General features: G+C 62.5%; 25 protein-coding genes. 10 read left to right on the forward strand and 15 right to left on the reverse strand.

All coding sequences use genetic code 11. The features are described 5' to 3' along the window. The first annotated feature begins 45 nt into the window (after window positions 1-45). The 4 genes from lon (at window position 46) to cmoB (ending at window position 4,793) form a co-directional block, all read left to right on the forward strand. Window positions 46-2,463: an endopeptidase La gene (gene lon, locus ACF8FB_RS03810; RefSeq protein ID WP_010952543.1), complete on the forward strand. Its 2,418-nt coding sequence runs from the start codon at window positions 46-48 to the stop codon at window positions 2,461-2,463. Between the two features lie 151 nt (window positions 2,464-2,614). Beyond that, a complete protein-coding gene (locus ACF8FB_RS03815; protein WP_392511046.1) occupies window positions 2,615-3,007 on the forward strand; it encodes a protease inhibitor I42 family protein in 393 nt (130 codons plus the stop codon). A gap of 89 nt (window positions 3,008-3,096) precedes the next feature. Then, window positions 3,097-3,840, forward strand: a complete 744-nt coding sequence (gene cmoA / locus ACF8FB_RS03820; protein WP_004575434.1) for a carboxy-S-adenosyl-L-methionine synthase CmoA — start codon at window positions 3,097-3,099, stop codon at window positions 3,838-3,840. After that, entirely contained in the window at window positions 3,837-4,793 is a 957-nt protein-coding gene (gene cmoB / locus ACF8FB_RS03825) for a tRNA 5-methoxyuridine(34)/uridine 5-oxyacetic acid(34) synthase CmoB (RefSeq protein ID WP_392511047.1), read from the forward strand. Before cmoA ends, cmoB begins: the two co-directional genes overlap by 4 nt. Before the next feature lie 69 nt (window positions 4,794-4,862). Here cmoB and ACF8FB_RS03830 read toward each other — a convergent pair whose 3' ends face one another. Beyond that, window positions 4,863-5,066: a hypothetical protein gene (locus ACF8FB_RS03830; RefSeq protein WP_003252072.1), complete on the reverse strand. Its 204-nt coding sequence runs from the start codon at window positions 5,064-5,066 to the stop codon at window positions 4,863-4,865. Window positions 5,067-5,376: 310 nt separating this feature from the next. Between ACF8FB_RS03830 and ACF8FB_RS03835 the strand changes: the two genes are divergently transcribed. Further along, window positions 5,377-6,051: a heavy metal response regulator transcription factor gene (locus tag ACF8FB_RS03835; protein WP_392509389.1), complete on the forward strand. Its 675-nt coding sequence runs from the start codon at window positions 5,377-5,379 to the stop codon at window positions 6,049-6,051. Further along, on the forward strand, window positions 6,048-7,430 hold the full coding sequence (locus tag ACF8FB_RS03840) for a heavy metal sensor histidine kinase (RefSeq protein WP_012053600.1): 1,383 nt from the start codon (window positions 6,048-6,050) through the stop codon (window positions 7,428-7,430). Before ACF8FB_RS03835 ends, ACF8FB_RS03840 begins: the two co-directional genes overlap by 4 nt. A 125-nt stretch (window positions 7,431-7,555) precedes the next feature. Here the strand turns inward: ACF8FB_RS03840 and pdxJ are convergent, their stop codons facing one another. From pdxJ to rpoE, 10 genes are all read right to left on the reverse strand, one after another. Beyond that, entirely contained in the window at window positions 7,556-8,278 is a 723-nt protein-coding gene (pdxJ, locus tag ACF8FB_RS03845; protein ID WP_392509408.1) for a pyridoxine 5'-phosphate synthase, read from the reverse strand. Between the two features lie 61 nt (window positions 8,279-8,339). Beyond that, window positions 8,340-9,023, reverse strand: coding sequence for a DNA repair protein RecO (gene recO, locus ACF8FB_RS03850; protein ID WP_392509390.1), 684 nt, complete (start codon window positions 9,021-9,023; stop codon window positions 8,340-8,342). 121 nt (window positions 9,024-9,144) lie between these two features. Further along, window positions 9,145-10,047, reverse strand: a complete 903-nt coding sequence (gene era / locus ACF8FB_RS03855) for a GTPase Era (protein ID WP_003252061.1) — start codon at window positions 10,045-10,047, stop codon at window positions 9,145-9,147. Beyond that, on the reverse strand, window positions 10,040-10,729 hold the full coding sequence (gene rnc, locus ACF8FB_RS03860) for a ribonuclease III (RefSeq protein ID WP_003252059.1): 690 nt from the start codon (window positions 10,727-10,729) through the stop codon (window positions 10,040-10,042). Before rnc ends, era begins: the two co-directional genes overlap by 8 nt. 163 nt (window positions 10,730-10,892) lie before the next feature. Next, window positions 10,893-11,747 (reverse strand): signal peptidase I, encoded by an 855-nt coding sequence (lepB, locus tag ACF8FB_RS03865; RefSeq protein WP_003252057.1) that lies wholly within the window; start codon window positions 11,745-11,747, stop codon window positions 10,893-10,895. Between the two features lie 5 nt (window positions 11,748-11,752). Continuing rightward, window positions 11,753-13,552, reverse strand: a complete 1,800-nt coding sequence (lepA, locus tag ACF8FB_RS03870) for a translation elongation factor 4 (RefSeq protein WP_010952535.1) — start codon at window positions 13,550-13,552, stop codon at window positions 11,753-11,755. 180 nt (window positions 13,553-13,732) lie between these two features. Further along, a complete protein-coding gene (locus tag ACF8FB_RS03875) occupies window positions 13,733-15,136 on the reverse strand; it encodes a DegQ family serine endoprotease (protein ID WP_370688748.1) in 1,404 nt (467 codons plus the stop codon). Between the two features lie 206 nt (window positions 15,137-15,342). Then, window positions 15,343-16,308 (reverse strand): MucB/RseB C-terminal domain-containing protein, encoded by a 966-nt coding sequence (locus ACF8FB_RS03880; RefSeq protein ID WP_010952533.1) that lies wholly within the window; start codon window positions 16,306-16,308, stop codon window positions 15,343-15,345. A gap of 12 nt (window positions 16,309-16,320) precedes the next feature. Beyond that, window positions 16,321-16,911, reverse strand: a complete 591-nt coding sequence (locus ACF8FB_RS03885) for a sigma-E factor negative regulatory protein (protein ID WP_003252050.1) — start codon at window positions 16,909-16,911, stop codon at window positions 16,321-16,323. 33 nt (window positions 16,912-16,944) lie between these two features. Beyond that, entirely contained in the window at window positions 16,945-17,526 is a 582-nt protein-coding gene (gene rpoE / locus ACF8FB_RS03890) for an RNA polymerase sigma factor RpoE (protein ID WP_003252049.1), read from the reverse strand. Between the two features lie 434 nt (window positions 17,527-17,960). On the opposite strand from rpoE, the gene nadB reads away from it, so the two are divergent. Next, entirely contained in the window at window positions 17,961-19,565 is a 1,605-nt protein-coding gene (gene nadB, locus ACF8FB_RS03895; protein ID WP_010952532.1) for an L-aspartate oxidase, read from the forward strand. A gap of 56 nt (window positions 19,566-19,621) precedes the next feature. On the opposite strand, the gene ACF8FB_RS03900 is transcribed toward nadB, so the two are convergent. Continuing rightward, window positions 19,622-20,080: a protein YgfX gene (locus ACF8FB_RS03900; RefSeq protein ID WP_392509391.1), complete on the reverse strand. Its 459-nt coding sequence runs from the start codon at window positions 20,078-20,080 to the stop codon at window positions 19,622-19,624. After that, window positions 20,064-20,318, reverse strand: coding sequence for a succinate dehydrogenase assembly factor 2 (locus tag ACF8FB_RS03905; RefSeq protein WP_003252043.1), 255 nt, complete (start codon window positions 20,316-20,318; stop codon window positions 20,064-20,066). Before ACF8FB_RS03905 ends, ACF8FB_RS03900 begins: the two co-directional genes overlap by 17 nt. 133 nt (window positions 20,319-20,451) lie before the next feature. On the opposite strand from ACF8FB_RS03905, the gene ACF8FB_RS03910 reads away from it, so the two are divergent. Continuing rightward, the gene (locus tag ACF8FB_RS03910) at window positions 20,452-21,393 is read left to right on the forward strand and encodes a YgfZ/GcvT domain-containing protein (RefSeq protein WP_392509392.1); all 942 of its coding nucleotides are present in this window, start codon (window positions 20,452-20,454) and stop codon (window positions 21,391-21,393) included. Between the two features lie 55 nt (window positions 21,394-21,448). Then, window positions 21,449-22,255, forward strand: coding sequence for an HDOD domain-containing protein (locus ACF8FB_RS03915; RefSeq protein WP_028698136.1), 807 nt, complete (start codon window positions 21,449-21,451; stop codon window positions 22,253-22,255). 64 nt (window positions 22,256-22,319) lie between these two features. Here the strand turns inward: ACF8FB_RS03915 and ACF8FB_RS03920 are convergent, their stop codons facing one another. After that, window positions 22,320-23,699, reverse strand: coding sequence for a sensor histidine kinase (locus ACF8FB_RS03920; RefSeq protein ID WP_392511048.1), 1,380 nt, complete (start codon window positions 23,697-23,699; stop codon window positions 22,320-22,322). Further along, the gene (locus ACF8FB_RS03925) at window positions 23,692-24,363 is read right to left on the reverse strand and encodes a response regulator (RefSeq protein WP_392509394.1); all 672 of its coding nucleotides are present in this window, start codon (window positions 24,361-24,363) and stop codon (window positions 23,692-23,694) included. The genes ACF8FB_RS03920 and ACF8FB_RS03925 overlap by 8 nt, the downstream gene beginning before the upstream one ends. Window positions 24,364-24,563: 200 nt before the next feature. Here ACF8FB_RS03925 and ACF8FB_RS03930 point away from each other — a divergent pair, with 200 nt between their 5' ends. Next, on the forward strand, window positions 24,564-25,853 hold the full coding sequence (locus ACF8FB_RS03930) for an OprD family porin (RefSeq protein ID WP_104962478.1): 1,290 nt from the start codon (window positions 24,564-24,566) through the stop codon (window positions 25,851-25,853). Window positions 25,854-25,895 lie beyond the last annotated feature (42 nt).

Genomic DNA, 25,895 nt, shown 5'->3' on the forward strand with positions numbered 1-25,895 from the left:
CTCCCCGCCCCATCTAAGCACCATAGTCATTCACGCAGGTGCCCCATGAGCGACCAGCAGGATTTCCCCGAACACCCTGACGAACACAGCGAAGTCGAACACACCCTCCAGGCCGAAGTCAGCCACGCCCTCGCCCTGCCCGGTCAACAGCTGCCGGACAAGGTCTACGTCATCCCGATCCACAACCGCCCGTTCTTCCCGGCCCAGGTACTGCCGGTGATCGTCAATGAAGAGCCCTGGGCCGAAACGCTCGACCTGGTAGCCAAGTCACCGGACCACTGCCTGGCGCTGTTCTTCATGGACACCCCGCCAGAAGACCACCGCCACTTCGACACCTCGGCACTGCCGCAGTACGGCACGCTGGTCAAGGTGCACCATGCCAGCCGCGAAAACGGCAAATTGCAGTTCGTCGCCCAGGGCCTGTCCCGGGTGCGCATCCGCAACTGGCTCAAGCACCACCGCCCGCCCTACCTGGTCGAAGTCGAATACCCGCGCCAGCCCGCCGAGCCGACCGACGAGGTCAAAGCCTACGGCATGGCGCTGATCAACGCGATCAAAGAGCTACTGCCGCTCAACCCGCTGTACAGCGAAGAGCTGAAGAACTACCTCAACCGCTTCAGCCCCAACGACCCTTCGCCGCTCACCGACTTCGCCGCCGCGCTCACCTCGGCCACCGGCAATCAGTTGCAGGAAGTGCTCGACTGCGTGCCCATGCTCAAACGCATGGAAAAGGTACTGCCAATGCTGCGCAAAGAGGTGGAAGTCGCGCGCTTGCAGAACGAGATCTCGGCCGAGGTCAACCGGCAGATCGGCGAACACCAGCGCGAGTTCTTCCTCAAGGAACAACTCAAGGTCATCCAGCAAGAGCTGGGGCTGACCAAGGACGACCGCAGCGCCGACCTTGAACAGTTCGAACAGCGCCTGGAAGGCAAGACCCTGCCACCGCAGGCACGCAAGCGCATCGACGAAGAGATGGGCAAACTGGCCATCCTGGAAACCGGCTCACCCGAATACGCCGTCACCCGCAACTATCTGGAATGGGCCACCGCCCTGCCGTGGGGCGTGTACGGCAAAGACAAGCTCGACCTCAAGCACGCGCGCAAAGTCCTCGACCAGTACCACTCCGGCCTCGACGACATCAAGGAGCGCATCCTCGAGTTCCTCGCCGTGGGCGCCTGGAAAGGCGAGATCAGCGGCTCGATCGTGCTGTTGGTGGGCCCGCCCGGGGTGGGCAAGACCAGCATTGGCAAGTCCATCGCCGAATCGCTCGGCCGGCCCTTCTATCGCTTCAGCGTCGGCGGCATGCGTGATGAAGCCGAGATCAAGGGCCACCGCCGCACCTATATCGGCGCCCAGCCCGGCAAGCTGGTGCAGGCCCTGAAAGACGTCGAAGTGATGAACCCGGTGATCATGCTCGACGAAATCGACAAGATGGGCCAGAGCTACCAGGGCGACCCGGCCTCAGCGTTGCTGGAAACCCTCGACCCCGAGCAGAACGTCGACTTCCTCGACCACTACCTCGACCTGCGCCTGGACTTGTCCAAGGTGCTGTTCGTGTGCACTGCCAACACCCTCGATTCAATACCCGGGCCGTTGCTCGACCGCATGGAAGTGATCCGCCTGTCCGGCTATATCACCGAAGAAAAAATGACCATCGCCAAGCGCCACCTGTGGCCCAAGCAGCTGGAGAAGGCCGGCGTATCCAAGACCAGCCTCAGCATCAGCGACAGTGCACTGCGCCTGGTGATCGACGGTTATGCCCGCGAGGCCGGCGTGCGCCAGCTGGAGAAGCAACTGGGCAAACTGGTGCGCAAGGCCGTGGTCAAGCTGCTGGAAAACCCCGACGCCAAGCTTAAGATCGGCACCAAGGACCTGGAGACCGCACTCGGCATACCGGTGTTCCGCAGCGAGCAGGTACTGGCTGGCAAAGGCGTCATCACCGGCCTGGCCTGGACCAGCATGGGCGGCGCCACGCTGCCGATCGAGGCGACCCGCATCCACACCCACAACCGCGGCTTCAAGCTGACCGGCAAGCTGGGTGACGTGATGAAGGAGTCTGCCGAAATTGCCTACAGCTACATCAGCTCCAACCTCAAGCAATTTGGCGGGGATCCAGGTTTCTTCAACGAAGCGTTCATCCACCTGCACGTACCCGAAGGCGCCACGCCCAAAGACGGCCCCAGTGCCGGCATCACAATGGCCAGCGCTTTGCTTTCACTGGCCCGCGACCAGTCTGCCAAAAAAGGTGTCGCCATGACGGGCGAGCTGACCCTCACCGGCCAGGTACTGCCGATTGGCGGCGTGCGCGAGAAGGTGATTGCGGCGCGGCGGCAGAAGATTTTCGAACTGATCCTGCCGGAGCCCAACCGCGGCGACTTCGAAGAACTGCCGGACTACCTGCGCGAAGGCCTGACAGTGCATTTCGCCAAGCGCTTTGCCGACGTGGCGAAAGTGCTGTTCTAGCCTGCACCGGCCTCTTCGCGGGCAAGCCCGCGCCTACAAGGGTACGCTACCCCTGCAGGCGCGGGCTTACTCGCGAAAGGGCCGGCACAGGCAGCACAAATTTCCTCGATCATCGGGTATCCTCAGGCCATCGCCAGCCTTCGGAGCCACCATGACCTCTCCTCGTCTGCTCGTTCCCCTGAGCTTCGCCCTGCTTTCTGCTTGCGCGCAACAATCCTCGCAGCCCGTTGACCTGGACGCCGAAAGCGAATGCCCCAAGCGCCTGCAGGTCGGCCAGATCCTCACGCTTACCCTGCCCAGCAACCCCACCACCGGCTACCGCTGGCTGGTACAGAACCCGGCACCCAACGTATTGCAAAGCCTTGGCCCCGAGGTTTACAGCGCGCCTGAAGACACCGGTATCGTCGGCAGCTCGGGCCTATCGACCTGGCGCTTCCAGGCCCGCGCTACGGGCCAAGGGAACCTGGTGTTGGTCTACCAGCAACCCTGGGCCCCGGAAGTGCGCCCGGTGCAGACCTTCGATTGCGCCATTCGGGTCAATTGAACGCACAGCGCTGGTCAGCCAACCATGCATCCCGGCTGCGGTTTGGCTAGAATGCGCCCCCTGCCTATCACCAGCCGCCTGGATTCGCCGTGAGCAAACAACCCGACCGCCTTTTCTCCCAACCCCTGGAGCAGGTGCCCGACTTCGTCTTCAACGAAGACGTCGTACGTGTGTTCCCGGACATGATCAAGCGCTCGGTGCCCGGTTACCCAACCATTGTCGAGAACCTCGGGGTTCTGGCCGCCCGGTTCGCCCAGCCAGGCACCGCACTGTACGATCTGGGCGCATCGCTGGGCGCCGTTACCCAGTCGCTGCGTCGCCATGTGCGCAGCGACGGCTGCAGGGTAATTGCGGTGGATAACTCCGCTGCCATGGTCGAGCGCTGCCGGCAGTACCTCACTGCACAAGATTCGATGTTCCAGGAGTTGCTGCCGGTGCACGTGCTGGAGGCCGATATCCTGGCCCTGCCCTTCGAGCCGGCCTCGGTAGTGGCGATGAATTTCACCCTGCAGTTCATTGCCCCTGACCAGCGCCTTGAACTGCTCGGGCGAATCCGCCAGGCGCTGCTGCCCGGCGGCGCGCTGATTCTGTCGGAGAAGCTGCGCTTCGCCGATGAACAAGCGCAGGACCTGCTCAATGAACTGCACCTGGATTTCAAACGGGCCAATGGCTACAGCGAACTGGAGATCGCCCAGAAGCGCAGTGCCATCGAAAACGTGATGAAGCCCGATACACTCGAAACCCACCAGGAACGCCTGCGCGCAGCCGGCTTCTCGAAAGTGGTGCCTTGGTTCCAATGCCTTAACTTCGCCTCGTTGATAGCCCTGCCATGATCGATCTGTCTCCCCTCGTCCGCCGCCTGGCGGGCACGCCCCTGGCTTCCTGGTCGCAAGGCCTGCAAGCGCAACTGGACGCCAAGCTGGAAAAGGGTCACGGTGACCTCGACCGCTGGCGCGGGGCGCTGGAAGCCCTGCCCGCCCTGCAACCCAGTGAAGTCGACCTGGTCAACGGGTTGCGTCTGGATTGCGACTGCGACGACGCCACCCGCGCGCAGATGCGCCAGGCACTGATGGGCCTGTCGCCCTGGCGCAAGGGGCCATTCGACCTGTTTGGCGTGCACGTTGACACCGAATGGCGTTCGGACTGGAAGTGGTCGCGGGTCGGCCCGCACCTGGACCTCAAAGGCAAACGCGTACTCGACGTGGGCTGTGGCAATGGCTACTACCAATGGCGCATGCTCGGCGCCGGCGCAGACATGGTGGTTGGGGTCGACCCCAACTGGCTGTTCTTCTGCCAGTTCCAGGCCGTGCAGCAATACCTGCCGGCGTTACCGGCCTGGCACCTGCCGTTCGCCCTGGAAGACCTGCCCGCCAACCTTGAAGGTTTCGATACCGTGTTTTCCATGGGCGTGTTCTATCACCGCCGCTCGCCCATCGAGCACCTGTTGGCGCTCAAGGACTGCCTGGTCAAAGGTGGCGAGCTGGTGCTGGAAACGCTGGTTATCGAGGGCGACGAAAACCAGGTGCTGGTGCCTGAGGACCGCTACGCACAGATGCGCAACGTCTGGTACCTGCCGTCGGTACCGGCGTTGGCCCGCTGGTTGCGCCGTGCCGGCTTCAGCGATGTGCGCTGCGTCGACGTGAGCGTGACCAGCGTCGAGGAGCAGCGCAGCACCGATTGGATGCGCTACCAGTCGCTGAGCGACTTCCTCGACCCGAACGACCACAGCAAGACCGTCGAAGGCCTGCCTGCCCCACGCCGCGCCACCCTGCTGGCGCGCAAATAAAAAAGGCGCCCGCAGGGGCGCCTGAATACACCTGCGGCGAGGAGCCGTCGCGGCGCAGGTGTCGTTACCTCAATCCTTGGCCACCTCACGCGCCTTCTCTTGCGCCTTGCGCTCGCGCTCGGCAACAGCCTGTTGCTTGTCGCCATGCAGACGCTGCTGGTCTTCGCGGAAGGCTTGCCAGAACTGCTTCGAGCGCTCCGCACCGCCCTCGGCATAAACACTGGCGCTGCCCAGGGCAAGGGTGGCCAACAGCAGGTATTTGGTCAGGTTCATCGTGTTTGCCTCGTAATAACCGATCAGACACGGCCATCCTAGCGAGGGCTGGCTAACGGCAAGGTGAGGCGGGGATTACAGTCCTGCAATGTGGCCTTGTGTGGACTGTTCGGGCCTCTTCGCGGGTAAACCCGTTCCTACAGGCGCGGGTTTACTCGCGAAGAGGCCCGAACAGACAGCCAGATAACAGCAGAATTACAAATCCGTTATCTGCACCGCAGGCCTTTTTTCATGCCGTAACATTGGGGCGCTTGACCCTGATGTCACTACAGGGTCAAGAATCGTCCCCTTTCAACATACCGAGCCCCCCATGCGCCTACTGATCATCGAGGACGAGCTGCGTACCGCCGACTACCTGCAACAGGGCCTTCGCGAGAACGGTTACGTGGTCGACTGCGCCCACACAGGCACCGACGGCCTGCACCTGGCACGCCAACAGGCGTATGACCTGGTCATCCTCGACGTCAACCTGCCCGAAATCGATGGCTGGACCGTGCTGCAGCGGCTACGTACCGAATCGGCCACACGCATCATGATGCTGACCGCCCACGGTCGCTTGGCCGACCGGGTAAAAGGCCTGGACCTGGGCGCGGATGACTACCTGCTCAAGCCCTTTGAGTTCCCTGAGCTACTGGCGCGCATCCGCAGCCTGCTACGCCGCAACGACCAGCAACTGCAGCCCAGCACCCTGCGCGTCGCTGACCTGGAACTGGACCCCGGCCGCCACCGCGCCTACCGCGCCGGGCAGCGCATCGACCTGACCGCCAAGGAGTTCGCCCTGCTGCACCTGCTAATGCGCCAGACTGGCGAAGTGTTGTCGCGCACGCAGATCATCTCGCTGGTGTGGGACATGAACTTCGACTGCGACACCAACGTGGTCGAGGTCTCGATCCGGCGCCTGCGGGCGAAGATCGACGACCCGTTCGACAACAAGCTGATCCATACCCTGCGTGGTGTGGGCTACGTACTTGAGGCTCGCCTTTGAAAAACGCCAGCCTGTCGTTACGCCTGGGCCTGAGCGTGACATTGATGGGCGCCGCACTGGTGCTGCTGCTGGCCTGCCTGGCCGTGTTTGCCCTGGATCACGAACTGGACAGCCGCGCGCGCAAGGATTTGGCGCGCAAGATGCTTCAGGTCGAGCACAACCTGCGTGTCGACCTGCGCAGCGAGGACCTGGGCAGCCGCGCCCATCCACTGCTGGACCTGGTGATGGGGCATGACAACCTAAGCCTCAGTGTGCTGGCTCTCGACGGCCGCCACCCCCACCTGCTCAGCCTCGGCCCGGCCCTGGAATCGCGGGTCGGTGAACTGCACACCGATGCGCGCCTGGCCTTTCACGCCTGGCGTGACAGCGGCGGTAACCAGATCCTCACCGTTACCCGGCTGATGCGCCTGCGCGACAACACCCCTGTCAAGGTGATGATGTCGCTCAACCGCGCCGACGACAACGCCCTGCTGCAAGCCTACCTGCACTCGACGTTGCTCGCCTTGCCACTGCTACTGGTTTTGATTGGTGCGGGGGCATGGTGGCTGATGCAGCGCGGCCTGAAACCATTGCGGCACTTCCGGCGCATTGCCGGGCAGGTGTCGGCCCAGGACCTGCAGCATCGCCTGCCCGCTACCTCCCTGCCGCAGGAACTGGCAGACCTGGCCGGCAGTATCAACGTGATGCTCGATCGACTCGACCAAGGTGTCAGGCAGCTGTCGCAGTTCTCTGACGACCTGGCCCATGAACTGCGCACACCGTTGAGCAACCTGATGGGCAAGGCGCAGGTGACACTGGCCCGTGAGCGGGACAACGCCAACTATCGGGAAGTGCTTGAAGACAGCATCGAAGAGCTGACCCGGCTCAACCGCATCATCAACGACATGCTGTTTCTTGCCCAGGTCAGCCAGCCGCATACGCAGGTTGCGTTGAAACCCTTGGCGCTGTCCGACGAGGCAGCGCGGGTTGTCGAGCTGTTTGCCTACAGTGCCGAGCTGAAAGAAATTGAGCTACGTGTTCAGGGCTGGGGGACAGCGCTGGGAGACCGGCTGATGTTTCAGCGGGCACTGTCGAACCTGTTGAGCAACGCCATACGGCACAGTCCCGAGGGTAAACCCGTGGCGCTGCGCATCGAACGCTCGGGCAGCGAAGTCAGGCTATCCGTGGAGAACCAGGGGCCGGGTGTGCCTGCAGAGCACCAGTCGCGCTTGTTCGAGCGGTTTTACCGGGTAGGTTCGGGGCGTTCGCGGCTGGAGGGCGGGACCGGGTTGGGGTTGGCGATCGTGAAGTCGATCATGCAGTTGCATGGCGGGCGGGTCGAGGTCAGCAGCTGCCCCCTGGGGCCTACCCGGTTTACCCTGGTGTTTCCTGCCGAGTGATCGGCCGCCTGTGCTGGCCTCTTCGCGGGCTTGCCCGCTCCCACAGGGGCTGCACAGCCTCAAGGCTTGTGGGTACCTGTGGGAGCGGGCAAGCCCGCGAAGAGACCGGTACAGGCGGCCAACAATCAGCGCGAAGCCGCCACGATCAGCGCCTTCATCTCGGCCACAGCAGCCTTGAAGCCGACAAACAGGGCATGCGCCACCAGCGCATGGCCAATGTTCAGCTCATTGATACCCTTGATCGCCGCCACCGCCTCGACGTTGTGGTAGTGCAGCCCGTGACCCGCATTGACGATCAGCCCCTGCCCCACGCCAAACGCCACACCCTCGACGATCCGCTTGAGCTCTTCAGCCACTTCGGTGGGGGTTTCGGCATCGGCATAACGGCCGGTGTGAAGCTCGATGGCCGGTGCGCCAACCCGACGCGAGGCCTCGATCTGCCGTTCGTCGGCGTCGATGAACAGCGACACCTCGGCACCGGTACGCGCCAGCCGTTCCACTGCAGCCTTGATCCGCGCTTCCTGCCCTGCCACGTCCAGGCCACCTTCGGTGGTCAGCTCCTGACGGGTTTCGGGTACCAGGCAGATGTGCGCCGGCCGAATCTTTTCGGCAAAGGCCATCATCTCTTCGGTGACGCCCATCTCGAAGTTCATGCGGGTCTGCAGCACATCCTTGAGCAGCACAACGTCACGCTCCTGGATGTGCCGGCGGTCTTCACGCAGGTGCACGGTGATACCATCGGCGCCTGCTTCCTCGGCGTCCAGGGCAGCCTTGACCGGGTCAGGGTAGCGCGTGCCACGGGCCTGGCGCAGGGTCGCCACGTGGTCGATGTTGACGCCAAGAAGCATGCGGTTGCTGTGAGTCACGAAAGGCTCTCCTGAAGATTGAGCCCAACAGCATACGTCCTGATCAGCGCTTGCGAAACAGTTCCCGGCTTACCAGCGGTTTTGCCCCCAGGTGAACTGCCAGTGCCTGGCGCATCAGCCGCTTCGCGGCAAGCAAGGCGCCGGGGGCGTCCCAATCGGTATGGGCCATAGCCAGCAGTTCGGTGCCACGGAACAGGCCGGGCTGCGCCAGCTCTACCCGCTCCAGGCCGGCGTCAACGCGCAAGCGGTACAGGCCATCGGTGGCAATGGGCTGCTCATTGACGTCATGGTGCAAGGAAAACGCATAACCGAGTTCGTCCAGCAGCCGCCATTCGAACGAGCGCAGCAGGGGCTCCAGCGGGCGCCCGGCACTCAGTGCCTGCAAGGTCAAGGTGTAGTGCTCGAACAGCGCCGGGAACGGCGCTTCGGCAGGCAGCAGGCGCATCAGCAGTTCATTGAGGTACAACCCGCTGAACAGGGCATCGCCGTGTAGCCAGGCGGCGATGCCGGTGCTGTCCATGCGGCCGACATTCTTCAGCTCGCCGCGCCCACGCAGCTCCACCTCCAGCGACACGAATGGTCGCACCAGGCTGCCGCCCTTACCCCGCGCGCGGCGCAACACGGCTCGCATGCAGCCCTGCGGGGTGAAGAAGTCTACCAGCGCGCTGGTTTCCTTATAGGCACGGCTGTGCAGTACATAGGCTGGCTGGGGGGTGGGTTGGTCCATGCACTATCTCTGGGGCCTGATGTACGTGTGGGAGCGGGCGTGCCCGCGAAAGCGTCAGTGAACCCACTATCGCATTCGCGGGCACGCCCGCTCCCACAGGAATAACCGACCGGTCAGGTAATTACAGGTCGCCGTAGCCCAGCGAACGCAGGGCGCGCTCGTCGTCGGACCAGCCGCCCTTTACCTTGACCCACAGGTTGAGCATGACCTTGGAATCGAACAGCACTTCCATGTCCTTGCGCGCCTCGGAACCGATGCGCTTGATGCGCTCGCCCTTATCACCAATGATGATTTTCTTCTGGCCATCGCGTTCAACCAGGATCAACGCGTGAATGTGCAGCACATGGCCCTGTTGCTTGAATTCCTCGATCTCCACGGTGATCTGGTACGGCAACTCCGCACCCAGCTGGCGCATGATCTTCTCGCGCACCAGTTCGGCGGCCAGGAAGCGGCTGCTACGGTCGGTGATCTGGTCTTCGGGGAAGAAATGATCGTTCTCGGGCAGGTGCTTGGCGATCTGTGCTTCCAGCGCCTCGAGATTGTGCCCCTGCTGTGCGGAAATCGGCATCACCTCGGCGTTCGGCAGCTGCTCTTGCAGCCACTGCAGGTGCGGGATCAGCTCGGCTTTCTCTTCCATGCGGTCGGTCTTGTTGACCGCGATGATCAGCGGGCCGGTGACATACTGCACGCGCTCCAGAACCAGTTGGTCCTCGTCGGTCCACTTGGTACGGTCAACCACGAAGATAACCACGTCGACGTCCTTGAGGGCCGCCGAGGCATTGCGGTTCATGTAACGGTTCAGGGCCTTGTCGTTGGCCTTGTGCATACCGGGGGTATCGACGTAGATGGCCTGCACATCACCTTCGGTCTTGATGCCGAGCATGTTGTGGCGGGTGGTCTGCGGCTTGCGCGAGGTAATCGCCAGCTTCTGGCCCAGGATGTGGTTGAGCAGGGTCGACTTGCCGACGTTGGGACGGCCGACAATGGCTACGTAGCCGCAGCGGGTCGGGTTGCTATCAGTCATTGCCATTCTCCACGCCCAGGGCGATCAGTGCAGACGCGGCGGCGACTTGCTCGGCAATACGCCGGCTAACGCCTTGACCACGGCTCTTGTTGTTCAGCAGTACCACTTCGCATTCGACGAAGAAGGTCCGGCAGTGTGGTTCACCCTGGATATCCACGACTTCGTAACGCGGCAGCTCACAGCTGCGCGACTGCAGGAACTCTTGCAGGCGGGTTTTCGGATCTTTATTGGTGTCGACCAGTGTCAGGCCTTCGAACTCATCGGCCAGCCAGGCCAGGATGCGCTCCCGGGCGGTGTCCATGTCGGCGTCCAGATAGATGGCACCAATCAGTGCCTCCAGGGCGTCGGCCAGGATCGACTCGCGGCGAAAGCCGCCGCTCTTGAGTTCTCCGGAACCCAGGCGCAGGTAATCGCCAAGGTCAAAACCACGGGCCAGACGGGCCAGGGTCTCACCCTTGACCAACCGCGCACGCAGCCGCGACAACTGGCCTTCGCGAGCCTGCGGAAAACGCTCGAACAGCGCTTCGCCGGCAACGAAGTTGAGAATGGCGTCACCGAGGAACTCCAGGCGCTCATTGTTGCGCCCGGCGTAACTGCGATGGGTCAGTGCCAGGAGCATCTGGTCCTGGTTCTTGAAGGTGTAACCGAGCTTTCGCTCCAGACCGGCAAGGGAAGCACTCATGCGGCCACCCGATCGTTGTTCAACGCGTTGTTCAAATCAACATCCTGAAAGACTGTTTGGCTGTGGTCCGCCGATCGATTTGCGGCGAATCTCCCGATCCCTGAGAACACAGCCTATGTCAGAAATGCATTCGGCGCTGTCTGCTGGACAGCGCCGATGGGTATCAATGGATCAGGCCAACCCGCGACAGGTTGGGCAAGTGGCTGAGTTTGGGCTCTGGCCAGCTCATCCACACCGCGAAGGCCTTGCCGACAATGTTCCGGTCCGGAACCATGCCGTGCAGTTCCTTGGGAATGTTCGGGTCATCCCAGAAACGGCTATCGTTGGAGTTGTCGCGGTTGTCGCCCATCATGAAGTAATGGCCCGCAGGTACGGTCCACTGCTGGTCCGGCGGCATGCGATAACGGCTCATTTCCTTGCGGATCAGGTGTTCGGCCGCGCCGAGTTTTTCCTTGTACAGCTGAGCACTGCCGAGGGTACCCGGCTCGCTGCCCACCAGTTGTTCGGCAACGGGCTGGCCGTTGACAAACAGCCGCTTGTCGTTGGTGTAGCGGACCACGTCGCCCGGCAGGCCAACCACACGCTTGATGTAGTTGACATTCGGGTCACTCGGGTAGCGGAACACCATTACATCCCCGCGTTGCGGGTCACCGACCTCGATGACCTTCTTGTCGATCACCGGCAGGCGAATGCCGTACGAGAATTTGTTCACCAGGATGAAGTCGCCCACTTCCAGGGTCGGTTTCATCGATCCCGAAGGGATCTGGAACGGCTCGACCAGGAATGAACGCAGCACCAGCACAATGAACAGCACCGGGAAGAACGACTTACCGTACTCGACCAGCAACGGCTCCTTGTTCAGCCGTTCGACCACCGCCATCTCAGGCTGGCTGACGCTGCCCTGATAGTTGGCGATTGCCGCACGCCGGCGCGGGGCCAGGAACAGCAGGTCGATCAAGCCCAGCAGACCGCAGATGAAGACGGCGATGACCAGCAACAGCGGGAAATTTAGCGACATAGGACCTAGCTATCCAACCTGAGCACGGCGAGGAAGGCTTCTTGTGGAATTTCCACATTGCCCACCTGTTTCATGCGTTTCTTACCGGCCTTCTGCTTCTCCAGCAGCTTCTTCTTACGGCTGACGTCACCGCCGTAGCACTTGGCCAGTACGTTCTTTCTGAGCGCCTTGACGGTTGTCCGCGCAATGATCTGGCCGCCAATGGCTGCCTGGATCGCTACGTCGAACATCTGCCGAGGGATCAGTTCCTTCATCTTCTCGGTCAACGCACGGCCTTTGTAGGCCGCGTTGTCGCGGTGCACGATCAATGCCAGGGCATCGACCTTGTCGCCGTTGATCAGCACGTCCAGCTTGACCAGGTTGGCCGACTGGTAGCGATCGAAATGATAATCCAGCGAAGCATAGCCGCGGCTGGTGGATTTGAGGCGGTCGAAGAAATCGAGCACCACTTCGTTCATCGGCATGTCGTAACGCACCTGCACCTGGCTGCCGAGGAACTGCATGTCGCGCTGTACGCCACGCTTCTCGATGCACAGAGTGATGACGTTGCCCAGGTGCTCCTGCGGAACCAGGATGGTCGCGGTGACGATCGGCTCGCGGAAGTCGGCCACAGCCGAGACGTCCGGCAGCTTGGACGGGTTGTCGACGACGATGGTTTCGCCGGTTTTCAACTCCAGTTCGTAGATCACGCTGGGTGCGGTGGTGATCAGGTCCAGGTCATATTCGCGCTCCAGGCGCTCCTGGATGATCTCCATGTGCAACATGCCCAGGAAACCGCAACGGAAGCCAAAGCCCAGCGCGTCGGAGCTTTCCGGCATGTACTGCAGCGAGGAGTCGTTCAGGGTCAGCTTCTGCAGAGCGTCGCGGAAATCCTCGAAGTCGTCGGAGCTGACCGGGAACAGGCCGGCGTAGACCTGCGGCTGAATCTTCTTGAAGCCTGGCAACACCTCGACCTCAGGGGTCGAGGACAGGGTCAGGGTGTCACCAACCGGGGCACCGTGGATGTCCTTGATGCTGGCGATGATGAAGCCTACTTCGCCGGCTTTCAGATCAGCGGTCTGGGTGTGCTTCGGGGTGAAGACACCGACGCTGTCGACCAAGTGCACCTTGCCGGTGGACTTGACCAGGATCTTGTCGCCTTTCTTGACGCGGCCCTGGCGCACACGCACCAGCGAGACCACACCCAGGTAATTGTCGAACCAAGAGTCGATGATCAGCGCTTGCAGCGGTGCATCAATCTCACCTTCTGGCGCGGGGATGGTGTGCACCAGGCGCTCGAGCACCTCGTCAACGCCCATACCGCTCTTGGCGCTGCAGGCCACGGCGTCGGTGGCATCGATACCGATGATCTTCTCGATCTCGTCCTTGACGCGGTCCGGGTCGGCCTGGGGCAGGTCCATCTTGTTCAGGACCGGCATGACCTCCAGGCCCTGCTCGATGGCGGTGTAGCAGTTGGCTACGGACTGGGCCTCCACGCCCTGACCGGCGTCAACCACCAGCAGTGCCCCTTCACAGGCCGCCAGCGAACGCGAAACTTCGTAGGTGAAGTCGACGTGGCCGGGGGTATCGATGAAGTTCAGCTGGTAGGTCTTGCCGTCCTGCGCCTTGTAGTGAAGCGTGACGCTGTGGGCCTTGATGGTGATACCGCGCTCACGCTCCAGGTCCATGGAATCGAGCACCTGGGCTTCCATCTCGCGCGCCGACAGGCCACCGCACATCTGGATGAAACGGTCAGCCAGCGTCGACTTGCCATGGTCGATGTGGGCGATGATGGAGAAATTGCGGATATGACTCAAATCACTCACGGGTCAACACTCGAAAAGGCTGCGAGCCGGACGCCCGCCGAAAAATAGCCGGGAATTGTACCTTAAGCTGCTGGGTTATGGGAGATTCCTCTGTCCGACTGTACACAGCAATCATTCCGGCAATTGTGAAGATTCATGAAAAAGGGCAGCCGAAGCTGCCCTTTCGCCTTGCGAAACTGCTTATTCAGCAAGCTTGAAAGTGATGAAGCTGGCACGGCCCTGACGCAGTACGCGCATCGACACGGAACGATTCTTCGGCAGTTCCTTGGCGATTTCGGTGAATTCCTTGGCCGAACCGATGGCCTGGTTGTTCAGATGGCTGATGACATCACCAGGGCGCAAGCCGATCATGGCTGCCGGGCCATCCTGCACTTCCTTGATGACCACGCCACCTTTGAGCTCCAGGGATTTTTTCTGCTCGGCGGTCAGGTCGGCGACCGATACACCCAGGCGGTTGCTGCTGCGCTCGGCGCTGCCTTCGGTGCCAGCGCCAATGTCAACGTCGTCATCCGGCAGCGCGCCGACGCTGATGTCCAGGTTCTGGCGCTTGCCATTGCGGATGATTTCCAGCTTGGCCTTCTCGCCATCCTTGAGGCCGCCTACCAGGTGCGGCAGATCGGCCGACATGACGATTGGCTGGCCGTTCATGCTGAGGATCACGTCGCCCACCTGCAGGCCGCCTTTGGCTGCCGGGCCGTTTTCCAGCACCTGGGCCACCAGGGCGCCCGCCGGCTTGTCCAGGCCGAACGATTCAGCCAGGTCCTTGTTGACCTCCTGAATCACCACGCCCAGCCAGCCGCGGCTGACCTTGCCGTCTTTCTTCAGCTGGTTGGAGACATCGATCGCCACATCAATCGGGATGGCGAACGACAGGCCCATGAAACCGCCAGAACGGGTGAAGATCTGCGAGTTGATCCCCACCACTTCGCCTTTCATGTTGAACAGCGGGCCGCCGGAGTTACCCGGGTTGATGGCCACGTCGGTCTGGATGAACGGTACGTAGGTGTCATTGGGCAGGGTCCGGCCCTTGGCGCTGACGATACCTTTGGTCACCGAATGGTCGAAGCCGAACGGCGAACCGATGGCCAGTACCCACTCGCCCACCTTGAGCTTCTCGGAGTCACCCAGTTTCACCGTTGGCAAATTCTTGCCATCGACCTTCAGCAGCGCCACGTCAGTGCGCGGGTCGGTGCCGACCAGCTTGGCCTGGAGCTCGCTACGGTCCGACAGGCGGACGATGATCTCGTCGGCATCGGCCACCACATGGTTATTGGTGAGCACGTAGCCATCACTGGAAATGATGAAGCCCGAGCCCAGCGACTGCGCCTCGCGCTGGCGGTCGCCGCGCGGCGAACGGGGCTGCTGGGGCATGTTGCGCTCGAAGAACTCGCGGAACATCGGCGGCAGGCCTTCCAGATCCGGCATCTGGTTTGCGGCGATCCGGCGGTCAGGCAGCTTCTGCTTGGTACTGATGTTGACCACCGCCGGCGAAGCCTGCTCCACCAGGGTGGTGAAGTCCGGCAGGGCTTCCTCGGCCTGGGCGGCGACTACTTGGCCGAGCATCAGCACAGCAGCGAACATCATTAGGTAGGATTTCAAGCGTGGTATTGACATACGACTCCCGTCACAACGAGCGGTAGTTTGGAAAGACCCCTGCACAACGCAGAAAAGGCCAGGCTCTTCAAAGCCTGACCTATAGAAAATTTGCCGATGGATTGCAAATGACAATGCTTTAATTTCATTTCAGGCGTATGCCCACCTGCCTTGGCTCGGCACGCAAAAGCGCGCCATTACTGGCGCGCCTGGGCATCCTGGGGGCGCATCGACAGGGCGACGCGTTCTGCCGTACCCAGCGGAATTTCGCCAACCACGGTCACCATCACTTTGCCCTTGGGTGTATTCAGGCGACGCGAGACTGCCGAGGTCGGGCCTAGCTGGGTGCGCATGTCGGTGCCGCCATCATCGCTCACTTGCTCGATGAACACCGAAAAACGCGCCAGGCCGTCGTCATACATCAGGCTGCTGACCGAACTGTTGTGCTTGGGATCACGGCGTACCGAGCTGTTGACCAGCTCGAAACCGGGTGGCAGCCAGTCCGAACGCCAACCCGCGACGGCATCATTGCTGCCGGCTGCCACATGCTGCACTGGCTTGCAGGCAGCACCTGGGCGCAAGTCTGCGTCGCTGGGTATTTCATCGGTATCGAGACGGGTCATCTGGAAGCGTTCCAGCAACTGCCCCTTGTCGTTGAGCATCAACGAACGCAGCGGCAAACCCGAGTGACGGTCCAGGTGCAATTCGAACGCATAGCGATGCTGGTCGCGTGGCGTGAGCGTAATGATCACGGCATCGCGCCCGGCGACCCGTGACTTGCCTGCCACACTCAAATCGTACCAACCCATCAGTTTCAGCGGATCAAGCACACGCGGTGCGGTATCCGGCGGCGCCGTGACACCGCTGGCCAAGGCCCCGCTGACACATTCCACCTTGCCATCCACGCGCACGATTTCCTGGGCGGCGCCATCAAGCTGCAACAGCCGCTCGCTGACCTTGCCGTCGTCGACCCTGTGCCAGATGTCGTGGGAGGAGAAACTGCCGTTGCGTTCGTAGACGAACGACCCTTGATAGCTCTGTTTTTGCTCGGCCTGTGCCAGCTTGTTCAGCCACTCACTCGCCTCAGGCGAAGAATTGGCCGCCAATGCTGGCACCGTCATGCAGCTGCCAATCAGCAGCGACAAGAGAGGTAGCGCGCGCATGATCCTCCTTACTTAACGGTTTTCCAGGCTGGCGGCGCGGGCATACGGCAATGCGGTTTCAGTGCCCTTGAGCGCAGATTCCTGGGCATGCTGGCGCAGGTAGCCTGGCAGACGCTGATCCCAGCCGGCCTGGTTCTGCAGCACGCCATTGGCCATTGGCCCGGTCGGTTGCTCACTGCTTTCACTATAGCCTGCCAAAACGGCCGGGCCTTGCGCTTGTGGCACACTCAGGCCCTGTTGGACAGGCTGCTGGGCAGCAAGCTCTGCACCCGTGATTTCGTCCTGGTTGTACATACGCACACCGGCCAGTACCGCGACGGTAACCGAGGCGGCTACCGCCAGACGGCCAATGCTGCGCCAAGGGCCTTTCTTGACCTTGGCTGGCACGGCTTCGTCGGCCAGCGCCGCGGACACCGCCGAGGCGATATCCAGGTTAGGCAGCAGCAGTTCCTTGTGCATGGCTGCACGGGCAACCTGGTAACGCGACCAGGTGGCACGGGTTTCGGCGTCGTCGACGGCGTTCAACACCCGACGCAGTTCCAGTTCATCCGCTTCGTTATCCATCACCGCGGACAGCGATTCCTGCAAAGCTTCACGACTCATGGCGGTTCCTCTCTTGGCGCTGTCGCCGCTGTCTCAGGTTTCCTGCAACAACGGCTGCAGGGCTTTATCTATGGCCTCCCGAGCGCGGAAGATTCGAGAGCGCACGGTACCCACCGGACATTGCATGACACTGGCAATGTCTTCGTAACTCAGCCCGTCGAACTCGCGTAGCGTCAATGCCGTACGCAGGTCTTCGGGCAGTTGCTGGATGGTGCGATGGACAGTGCCTTCGATTTCATCCCGCAACAACGAGCGCTCTGGGGACTCGAGATCCTTGAGACCATGATCGCCGTCGTAAAACTCCGCATCCTCGGAGCTCACATCACTGTCTGGCGGCCGTCTTCCACGGGACACCAGGTAGTTCTTCGCCGTGTTGATGGCGATGCGGTACAGCCACGTATAGAACGCACTGTCGCCGCGGAAGTTGCCAAGCGCACGGTAGGCCTTGATGAAGGCTTCCTGTGCTACATCCTGGGCCTCGTGGGTATCGTGGACAAACCGCACGATCAACCCGAGAATCTTGTGCTGATACTTCAGCACCAACAGATCGAAAGCTCGCCTGTCGCCGCGCTGAACGCGCTCGACAAGCTGCTGATCCTCTTCCTGGGTTAGCATGAACACTCCTCAGTGAACTCGAAGGAGCGTTGCATCAGCCATCGTTCAGGCTTGCAACCATAGACTCGGGCTTTGCGCAAAAGTTCTCCCCTCCAAGCAAGTTTCCTGCAGCCCTTGGTCGGCTTGCACGGAAGACGCGGCGCGGTCACGGCCGGCTACGTCGATAATCAGGTTTCAAATACACAGGGGTAAGCCTGGAAAGGCCTGCCGCCCTGCGTCGCCGCGGCAAATTGTGGCGTACGGGCAGCCTTCATAGGATTTCCGGCCATGTCGGAAAGTTCCCACAAAGGTTGTCGCAACCTGGCAGGTAGCATGGAAATTGGCCACCCGGGGCTGCTATAAAGGCATCCCGACACGTTTAACGATAGTTTCACAATGCCATCCGCGCGTGACCATTGTGCCGTGCCCCTCCCAAAGATTACTAGTGTCCCGACATGAGCCAACAATTCCAACATGATGTCCTGGTGATCGGCAGCGGTGCCGCCGGTCTCAGCCTGGCACTTAACCTCCCCAGCCACCTTCGCGTTGCCGTATTGAGCAAGGGCGACCTGTCCAACGGCTCGACCTTCTGGGCCCAGGGCGGCGTCGCTGCAGTGCTGGACAACACCGATACTGTGCAGTCGCATGTCGAGGACACCCTCAATGCCGGCGGCGGGCTGTGCCATGAAGACGCAGTGCGCTTTACCGTCGAGCACAGCCGCGAAGCGATCCAATGGCTGATCGAGCAAGGCGTGCCCTTCACCCGCGATGAGCACTACAGCGTCGACGATGGCGGCTTCGAGTTCCACCTCACCCGTGAAGGGGGCCATAGCCACCGGCGCATCATCCACGCCGCCGACGCTACCGGCGCGGCAATCTTCACCACGCTGCTGGAACAGGCTCGCCAGCGCCCGAACATCCAGCTGCTGGAGCAGCGGGTGGCGGTCGACCTGATCACTGAACGCCGCCTGGGCCTGCCCGGCGAACGCTGCCTGGGCGCCTACGTGCTCGACCGCAACACCGGCGAGGTGGACACCTTCGGCGCGCGCTTCACCGTGCTGGCCACGGGCGGTGCGGCCAAGGTCTATCTCTACACCAGCAACCCCGATGGTGCCTGCGGCGACGGTATCGCCATGGCCTGGCGGGCCGGCTGCCGAGTGGCGAACCTGGAATTCAACCAGTTCCACCCGACCTGCCTGTATCACCCACAGGCCAAGAGCTTCCTGATCACCGAAGCCCTGCGCGGCGAGGGCGCCCTGCTGCGCCTGCCCAACGGCGAACGTTTCATGCCACGCTTCGACCCACGCGAAGAGCTGGCCCCACGGGACATCGTGGCCCGCGCCATCGACCACGAGATGAAGCGCCTGGGCGTGGACTGCGTATACCTGGACATCACTCACAAGCCTGCAGATTTCATCAAGAGCCACTTCCCCACCGTGTACGAGCGCTGCCTGGCCTTTGGCATCGATATCACCCGCCAGCCGATCCCGGTGGTGCCGGCGGCGCATTACACCTGCGGCGGGGTGATGGTCGACGACTGCGGCCACACCGATGTGCCTGGCCTGTATGCCATCGGCGAAACCAGTTTCACCGGCCTGCACGGCGCCAACCGCATGGCCAGCAACTCGCTGCTGGAATGTTTTGTGTACGGTCGCGCCGCCGCTGCCGACATCCAGGCGCACCTGGAGCAAGTGGCCATGCCCAAGGCCTTGCCCGGCTGGGACGCCAGCCAGGTGACCGACTCGGACGAGGACGTGATCATTGCGCACAACTGGGACGAACTGCGGCGCTTCATGTGGGACTACGTCGGCATCGTGCGCACCAGCAAGCGCCTGCAGCGGGCCCAGCACCGCATTCGCCTGCTGCTGGATGAAATCGACGAGTTCTACAGCAACTACAAGGTCAGCCGTGACCTGATCGAGCTGCGCAACCTGGCGCAAGTGGCCGAGCTGATGATCCTGTCAGCCATGCAGCGCAAGGAAAGCCGAGGGTTGCATTACACACTGGATTATCCAGGGATGCTGGACGAGGCCAAGGACACCATCCTTAACCCGCTCTGATATCGGCGTCGTGGCCTTCGCGGGCTCGCCCGCGAAGAAGCTAACCCGGTCTCGATCTATGCCCGGCTCACCGCAGCCCAGCGCCGCCGGCTGAACTTCAACCGCACCCGCAAGCGCCGATGCTCGTCAGCCCCTAGCGCATCCTGAGGTATACACTGGCTTTCCCCCAGCCAACGCCCCACCCGCTCAAAGCGCAAAACCACCAGCCGTGGCAACGCCACACTGTCCCGGCACAACCGAACCCGCTGCCACCCACAGGCACGACTGAACACCTGCCAGCCCCGCACATCACGGCGCAGGCCGACAACAGCATGCTCATGGGTCAACAGGATACGTCGGGGAATGGCCCAGCCAGCGTGGGCCGTGCAGGCGGCGACAACCGAAAAGGCCAACCACCCGGGCAGCGAGCTCGCCCACACGGCAAGCCACGCCAGAACCTGACAAGCGAGGTAGGCCGTCAGCAGCAGGCGCGAGCCTTGCCAACGGCACTCGAAGCACTCACTTGGGCTGGACACGGTCCAGAATGATGCGGACCATGCGCTGCAGTTCCGGGTCTTCGGACTCGGTGCGCTCCATGAACCAGCCGAACATGTCCTGATCCTCGCAGCTCAAGAGACGCACGTACAGTTCACGGTCGGTCTCATTGAGGGTGGGGTAGACTTCCTGGGTGAAAGGCACCAGCAGTACGTCCAGTTCCAGCATGCCGCGGCGGCTGTGCCAGAAAAGCCGGTTGAGTTCAGTTTGTTCGACCATGGGGCCCTCCTCGAATGGGCCGCCAGTATACAGCCAGGCGCGCGAAGCGACACCGGGCGTTGGTCTAGTCACCTACCTATTTTGTTACCGGCGTTCTATGATGGCCGCCAGTCTTTAGCCACCGCGATGACCCATGGCCGATTCCGCTTTCTTCTGCCCCCTGTCCCACGAGGGCATCCTCGCCGTCCGCGGCTCCGATGCAGGCAAGTTCCTGCAAGGCCAGCTGACCTGCAACATCAACTACCTCAGCCAGGAATACGCAAGCCTCGGCGCCCGCTGCATGGTCAAGGGGCGCATGCAGTCGAGCTTCCGCATAGTGCCCGAAGGCAACGGCTACTTGCTGGCCATGGCCAGTGAACTGCTCGACGCGCAACTGGCCGACCTGAAAAAGTACGCTGTGTTCTCCAAGGCCACGCTGACCGACGAAAGCAGCGCATGGGCACGCTTCGGCCTGCAAGGTGGCGACGCTGCACTGCAGGGGCTGGGGCTTGTCGTGCCCGCCGCCGCCGGTAGCACCGTGCGCCATGACGGGCTGATCGCGATCGCCGTGTCCGCCGGCCGGGTCGAGTTGTGGGTGCCGGCGGCTGACGCCGAGCCTGTACGCCAAGCCCTTGCCGCAGCGCTGCCCGAAGGCACGCTAAACGACTGGCTGCTGGGCCAGATTCGCGCAGGTATCGGCCAGGTCATGGGCCCAACCCGTGAGCTGTTCATCCCGCAGATGATCAACCTGCAGGCCGTCGACGGCGTCAGCTTCAAGAAAGGCTGCTACACCGGCCAGGAAATCGTCGCCCGCATGCAGTACCTGGGCAAACTCAAGCGCCGCCAGTACCGCCTGGCCCTGGACCAGCAGGCCATTCCGGCCCCGGGCGCCGAGATTTTCTCGCCCACCCATGGGTCGTCGGTCGGTGAAGTGGTCATTGCTGCCGGCAACGGCACGGGCTGCGAACTGCTCGCGGTGCTCAGCGCCGAGGCGGTGGAAGACGGCAACCTGCACCTGGGCAGCCTCGAAGGCCCGCGCCTGCAGGTGCTGACCCTGCCTTACGAACTGGACCGCGACCGGGAAATCCAGCGCTGACCAGCCTGCCCCACCCCTGTGGCGGGGCCGCACCACCACTGCGGTAGACATGCCCATGAACAAGCTGGCCGAGTTGGTTCAAGCACAATTGCTCGACGCCATCGAAAAGGATGACCTGGTCCTGCCAACCCTGCCCGAGGTTGCCTTGAGCATCCGCGAGGCAGCGGAAGACAGCGAGATCAGCGTAGCGGCCCTGAGCAAGGTGATCGGCCGCGACGCGGCCCTGTCAGCGCGCCTGATCAAGGTCGTCAACAGCCCATTGCTGCGTGCTGCGGTCGAGGTGACCGACCTGCATACCGCCATCACGCGGCTAGGCATCAACTACAGCTGCAACCTGGCCATCGGCTTGGTGATCGAGCAGATTTTCCATGCCCGCTCGCCGGCAGTGGAGCAGAAACTGCGCGATATCTGGGCCAGTAGCCTGGAAGTGGCGGGCATCAGCTACGAAATCTGCCGCCGCTTCACACCTCTCAAGCCCGACCAGGCCACTTTGGGTGGGCTGGTCAACCAGATTGGCGCGCTGCCGGTACTCATCTATGCCGAAGAGCACAACGAACTGTTGTCCGACCCGGTTTGCCTGCATTACGTGATCGAGCAACTCCAGCCGGTGCTGGGGGACAAGATCCTCAAGGCCTGGGAGTTTCCGGAGCAATTGGTCCACCTGCCGAGCCAGGTTCATGACCTGGACCGCCAGACTGACAAGATCGATTACATCGACATCGTGCAGATCGCCCGCTGCATCAGTCAGCGCGGGCGTCACCGGCCATTGGCTGCGCTGCCGGCATACCGCCATCTGGGGTTGCCGTTTGGCACCGAGCTTGAGGTCGATGAACTGCTGGAGGCGCGGAGCATGTTGCGCTGAGCTGTAGCAGCCTGTGTCGCCCCTTTCGCGGGTGAGCCCGTGAAAGGGCGACACAGGCAAACCATCAATCCGCGATAAAGCTCACCCGCACCCGCAACCCGCCCTTCTCGCCATCATGCAGGCTCACTTGCGCCAGGTGCGCCCGACAGATCTCGCCAACGATCGCCAGCCCTAACCCACTGCCCTGCGCACTTCGCCGGTAGAACCGCTCGAACACCCGTTCGCGCTCGGCCACGGGAATACCTGGCCCGTCGTCTTCCACTTCCAGCACTGCCGGCGCCATTACCCGCAAAATCACATTGCCACCCGCTGGCGTATGCGCCAAGGCATTGTCCACCAGGTTGCTCAACAACTCGTTGAGCAATGTCGGCTCCCCCTTCAGCCACACCGGCGCCTCGGCCTCCAGCGCCAGCGCCACCCCGCGCTTGTGCGCCAAAGGCGCCATGGCCATGCCCAGCTCGCGGGCCAACTGACTCAAGTCCAGACGCTGCGCACCGCCTTCGGCAATCGCCCGTGCGCCATTCTCGACCCGCGCCAGGGACAACAGCTGGTTGGCCAGGTGGGTCAGCCTGTCGGTGCCCTGGGCTGCCGACTCCAAGGTCTGCCGCCACTCCTGCGGCTCGGCCGAGCGCAAGCCCAGCTCGACCCGTGCCTTCAACGCCGCCAGCGGCGTTCGCAGTTCGTGGGCCGCGTCGGCAATGAACTGCGCCTGGCGCTCGAACTGGCCACGCAAGCGCTCGGTAAAGTGGTTCAAGGCGCGCACCAGCGGGCCCAGCTCGCGCTGTACCTGCACCACCGGCAACGCTCGCAAGTCGTCCGGCTGGCGTTCTTCCACCGCTGTGCGCAGGCGCTCCAACGGCCGCAACGCGGCACTCACGGCAAACCACACCATCACCAACGCCCCCAGTGCCAGCATGCCCAGGCGCAGCAGGGTATCGGCCATCAACCCTCGGGCCATGCGCACCCGCGCTTCCTCGGTTTCGGCTACGCGAATCTCTGCCATGCCGTTCATGTTCGGCTCGCTGACCGGCTTCAGCAGGCTGACCACACGAACGTCCTGGCCCAGGTAAGTGGCGTTGTAGAACCGTGCCAATGCCGGATAGTCATCGGTGCGCGGCGTACCCGGCGGCGGTGGCGGCAGGTTCTCGTAGCCAGAAATCAGCCTTTGCTTGATATCCAGCACCTGATAGTAAATGCGCCCCGCACTGTCATAGGCGAACGTGTCCAGCGCCACGTAAGGCACATCCGCGCTCAACGAACCATCGCGCTGCGACAGGCCCGCGGCGATGGTTCTCGCCGAAGCCAGCAGGGTGCGGTCGTAGGCAGTGTCGGCGGCCTCGCGGCCATTCCAGTAGGCGCTAAGGCCGCTGGCCAGCATCAGCACCACCAGCAACAGCGCCAAATTACCCAGCAAGCGCCCGCGCAGGCTGCCGTTGTCACGCATCGCGGTGCTCAAGCAAATAGCCCAGACCGCGGAAAGTGACGATGGCCACAGCGTGCCCGTCGAGCTTCTTGCGCAGCCGGTGAATGTAGATTTCGATGGCGTCAGGGCTGGCCTCTTCGTCCAGGCCAAACACCTGGGCAGCCAGCTGCTCCTTGCTCATCACCCGGCCCGGGCGAGCGATCAGCGCTTCCAGCACGCTCTGCTCGCGCGAGGTCAGCGTCAGGTTGTCGTCACCGAGGGTGAAGCGACGGGTGTCCAGGTCATACACCAGCGGCCCACAGCGTTGCTGGCGCTCGCCACCGAGCACACTGCGGCGCAGCAAGGCCTTGACCCGCGCCTCCAGCTCGGTCAGCTCAAACGGCTTGGCCAGATAATCGTCGGCGCCCAGGTTCAGGCCATGGACCCGGTCCTTGACGTCACTGCGCGCAGTCAGCATCAGCACCGGCAAGGTCTTGCCACGACCTCGCAAGCGCGCCAATACCTCAAAGCCGTCCATGCGCGGCAGGCCGACATCCAGCACGGCCACGGCGTATTCCTCACTGGCCAGCGCCAGGTCGGCAGCCACGCCGTCATGCAGCACATCCACGGTCAGGCCATGGCTTTTCAAGGCCAGGGCCACGCTTTCGGCCAGTTGCAGGTGGTCTTCGACCAGTAGCACACGCATCGGATTCTCCCTGCTCGGGTGGGACGGTGGCGCGGAGTGTACCGCTGTCACCACGCCTGTGAAGCCCCTCGTGACAAACCTTTCACGCTGAAAGGTTAGCGAAAGGTTCGTTGCCTAGCATCGCACCACGGTCGCCCTTCGCGCCGAAAAAAGCACCAGCAAGGTGCAACGAATAAGAACAATAAACGGAGTCATCGACGATGCTGTCATCGCAGCCGCAGGCGTTCGCGCCTACCCGTTCCTTTATCGCTCGCCCCTCGGCCATCGCCAGCGCCCTCGCGCTTGCCGGTGTCGCCCCGATGAGCCAGGCCGCCTTCTTCGAAGACAGCACGGCCACCTTCGAAACCCGCAACATGTACTTCAACCGCGACTTCCGCGACGGCACCAGCGCGCAGCAATCCAAGCGCGATGAATGGGCCCAGGGCTTCATCCTCAATTTCGAGTCTGGCTACACCGATGGCACCGTGGGCTTTGGCCTGGACGCGTTGGGCATGCTCGGCATCAAGCTCGACTCCAGCCCGGACCGTGCCAACAGCGGCCTGCTGCCGACCCACGATGACGGCAAGGCTGCCGACGAGTACTCCAAGCTGGGCCTGACCGGCAAGGTGAAGATCTCCCAGACTGAACTCAAGATCGGCACCCTGATCCCCGAACTGCCGACCCTGCAGCCCAACGATGGGCGTATCCTGCCGCAAACCTTCGAAGGTGGCCTGCTCACCTCCAAGGAGATCAAGGGCCTGACCTTCACTGGTGGCCGCATAGACAAAGCCAAGGACCGCAACGACACCAACTGGGAAGACCTGGCGCTGAACAACAAGAACGGCCGCTTCGGTGGCACCTTCAGCGCTGACAACCTGGCCCTGGCGGGGCTCGACTACCAGTTCACCGACCGCATCACCGGCAGCTACCACTTCGCCCAGCTCGACGATATCTACCGCCAGCACTTCATCGGCATGGTCGCCACCCAACCCTGGGGCCCGGGCACCCTGGGTGCCGACCTGCGCCTTGCCATGAGCGACGACGCCGGTGCAGCCAAGGCCGGCAACATCGACAACACCACCGTCAACGGCATGCTCAGCTATGCCCTGGGCGGGCACAAGGTCAGCGCCGCCTGGCAGCAGTTGTCTGGCGAAAGTGCCTTCCCGTATGTGGATGGCGCCGACCCGTACCTGGTCAACTTCGTCCAGATCAATGACTTCGCCGGGGCCGACGAACGCTCCTGGCAGGCGCGCTACGACTACAACTTCGCCGCGCTCGGCGTGCCGGGCCTGACCTTCATGACCCGTTACATCAGCGGTGACAACGTCAGCCGTGCTGCCGGTGGCGAAGGCAAAGAGTGGGAACGCAACACCGAACTGAAGTACGTGGTACAAAGCGGCCCGTTGAAGAACGTCGCCGTGCGTCTGCGCAACGCCACCTTCCGCTCCAACTTCGCCCGTGACGCGGATGAAGTGAGGCTGTTGGTCAGCTACAGCGTGGCGCTGTGGTAACCCCATAGCGGTAATCCGATAACAACAACACTCACGGAGATC

Origin of the sequence: Pseudomonas sp. yb_2 (assembly GCF_043103905.1) — a bacterium.
Lineage (GTDB): Bacteria > Pseudomonadota > Gammaproteobacteria > Pseudomonadales > Pseudomonadaceae > Aquipseudomonas > Aquipseudomonas alloputida.

What these genes read in the sequence shown, in the direction of transcription:
- rnc (WP_003252059.1), bottom strand. Translation starts at nt 10,729, where the DNA reads ATGAGTGCTTCCCTTGCCGGTCTGGAGCGAAAGCTCGGTTACACCTTC.
- ACF8FB_RS03905 (WP_003252043.1), bottom strand. Translation starts at nt 20,318, where the DNA reads ATGGTCGAACAAACTGAACTCAACCGGCTTTTCTGGCACAGCCGCCGC.
- lepB (WP_003252057.1), bottom strand. Translation starts at nt 11,747, where the DNA reads ATGTCGCTAAATTTCCCGCTGTTGCTGGTCATCGCCGTCTTCATCTGC.
- ACF8FB_RS03875 (WP_370688748.1), bottom strand. Translation starts at nt 15,136, where the DNA reads ATGATGTTCGCTGCTGTGCTGATGCTCGGCCAAGTAGTCGCCGCCCAG.
- ACF8FB_RS03930 (WP_104962478.1), top strand. Translation starts at nt 24,564, where the DNA reads ATGCTGTCATCGCAGCCGCAGGCGTTCGCGCCTACCCGTTCCTTTATC.
- lon (WP_010952543.1), top strand. Translation starts at nt 46, where the DNA reads ATGAGCGACCAGCAGGATTTCCCCGAACACCCTGACGAACACAGCGAA.
- ACF8FB_RS03885 (WP_003252050.1), bottom strand. Translation starts at nt 16,911, where the DNA reads ATGAGTCGTGAAGCTTTGCAGGAATCGCTGTCCGCGGTGATGGATAAC.
- nadB (WP_010952532.1), top strand. Translation starts at nt 17,961, where the DNA reads ATGAGCCAACAATTCCAACATGATGTCCTGGTGATCGGCAGCGGTGCC.
- ACF8FB_RS03910 (WP_392509392.1), top strand. Translation starts at nt 20,452, where the DNA reads ATGGCCGATTCCGCTTTCTTCTGCCCCCTGTCCCACGAGGGCATCCTC.
- cmoB (WP_392511047.1), top strand. Translation starts at nt 3,837, where the DNA reads ATGATCGATCTGTCTCCCCTCGTCCGCCGCCTGGCGGGCACGCCCCTG.
- ACF8FB_RS03830 (WP_003252072.1), bottom strand. Translation starts at nt 5,066, where the DNA reads ATGAACCTGACCAAATACCTGCTGTTGGCCACCCTTGCCCTGGGCAGC.
- ACF8FB_RS03925 (WP_392509394.1), bottom strand. Translation starts at nt 24,363, where the DNA reads ATGCGTGTGCTACTGGTCGAAGACCACCTGCAACTGGCCGAAAGCGTG.
- pdxJ (WP_392509408.1), bottom strand. Translation starts at nt 8,278, where the DNA reads ATGCTTCTTGGCGTCAACATCGACCACGTGGCGACCCTGCGCCAGGCC.
- ACF8FB_RS03880 (WP_010952533.1), bottom strand. Translation starts at nt 16,308, where the DNA reads ATGCGCGCGCTACCTCTCTTGTCGCTGCTGATTGGCAGCTGCATGACG.
- ACF8FB_RS03815 (WP_392511046.1), top strand. Translation starts at nt 2,615, where the DNA reads ATGACCTCTCCTCGTCTGCTCGTTCCCCTGAGCTTCGCCCTGCTTTCT.
- ACF8FB_RS03920 (WP_392511048.1), bottom strand. Translation starts at nt 23,699, where the DNA reads ATGCGTGACAACGGCAGCCTGCGCGGGCGCTTGCTGGGTAATTTGGCG.
- rpoE (WP_003252049.1), bottom strand. Translation starts at nt 17,526, where the DNA reads ATGCTAACCCAGGAAGAGGATCAGCAGCTTGTCGAGCGCGTTCAGCGC.
- ACF8FB_RS03915 (WP_028698136.1), top strand. Translation starts at nt 21,449, where the DNA reads ATGAACAAGCTGGCCGAGTTGGTTCAAGCACAATTGCTCGACGCCATC.
- ACF8FB_RS03835 (WP_392509389.1), top strand. Translation starts at nt 5,377, where the DNA reads ATGCGCCTACTGATCATCGAGGACGAGCTGCGTACCGCCGACTACCTG.
- era (WP_003252061.1), bottom strand. Translation starts at nt 10,047, where the DNA reads ATGACTGATAGCAACCCGACCCGCTGCGGCTACGTAGCCATTGTCGGC.
- recO (WP_392509390.1), bottom strand. Translation starts at nt 9,023, where the DNA reads ATGGACCAACCCACCCCCCAGCCAGCCTATGTACTGCACAGCCGTGCC.